The organism is Hydrogenophaga sp. OTU3427, from assembly GCF_038440225.1.
Lineage (GTDB): Bacteria > Pseudomonadota > Gammaproteobacteria > Burkholderiales > Burkholderiaceae_C > Hydrogenophaga.
Window position 1 is genome coordinate 1 of the sequence record NZ_JASATI010000152.1, and the last position, 225, is coordinate 225.

Annotated in this window: 1 protein-coding gene; it reads left to right on the plus strand. The window is 67.6% G+C overall.

What is annotated here, in order from left to right:
- On the plus strand, positions 1 to 225 hold a 225-nt coding region (locus AAHB17_RS24700), incomplete at both ends, for a VCBS domain-containing protein (RefSeq protein ID WP_342133709.1).

The following is a 225-nucleotide window of genomic DNA, read 5'->3' on the forward strand; positions in this document are numbered from 1 at the left end:
CAACAACGGCAGTGCGGCGGTGCAAGGCCTGTCGGCAGGCGAAACCCTGACCGACACCTACACCTACACGCTGACCGACGCCGACGGTGACACCAGCACGGCCACGCTGACGATCACCATCACCGGCGCCAACGACGGCGTGAGCATCACCAACCTGACCGCACAGGCCAGCGGTGGCGACGTGCGGGTGGACGAAGACGACCTGGCGACCGGCTCGGACACGAC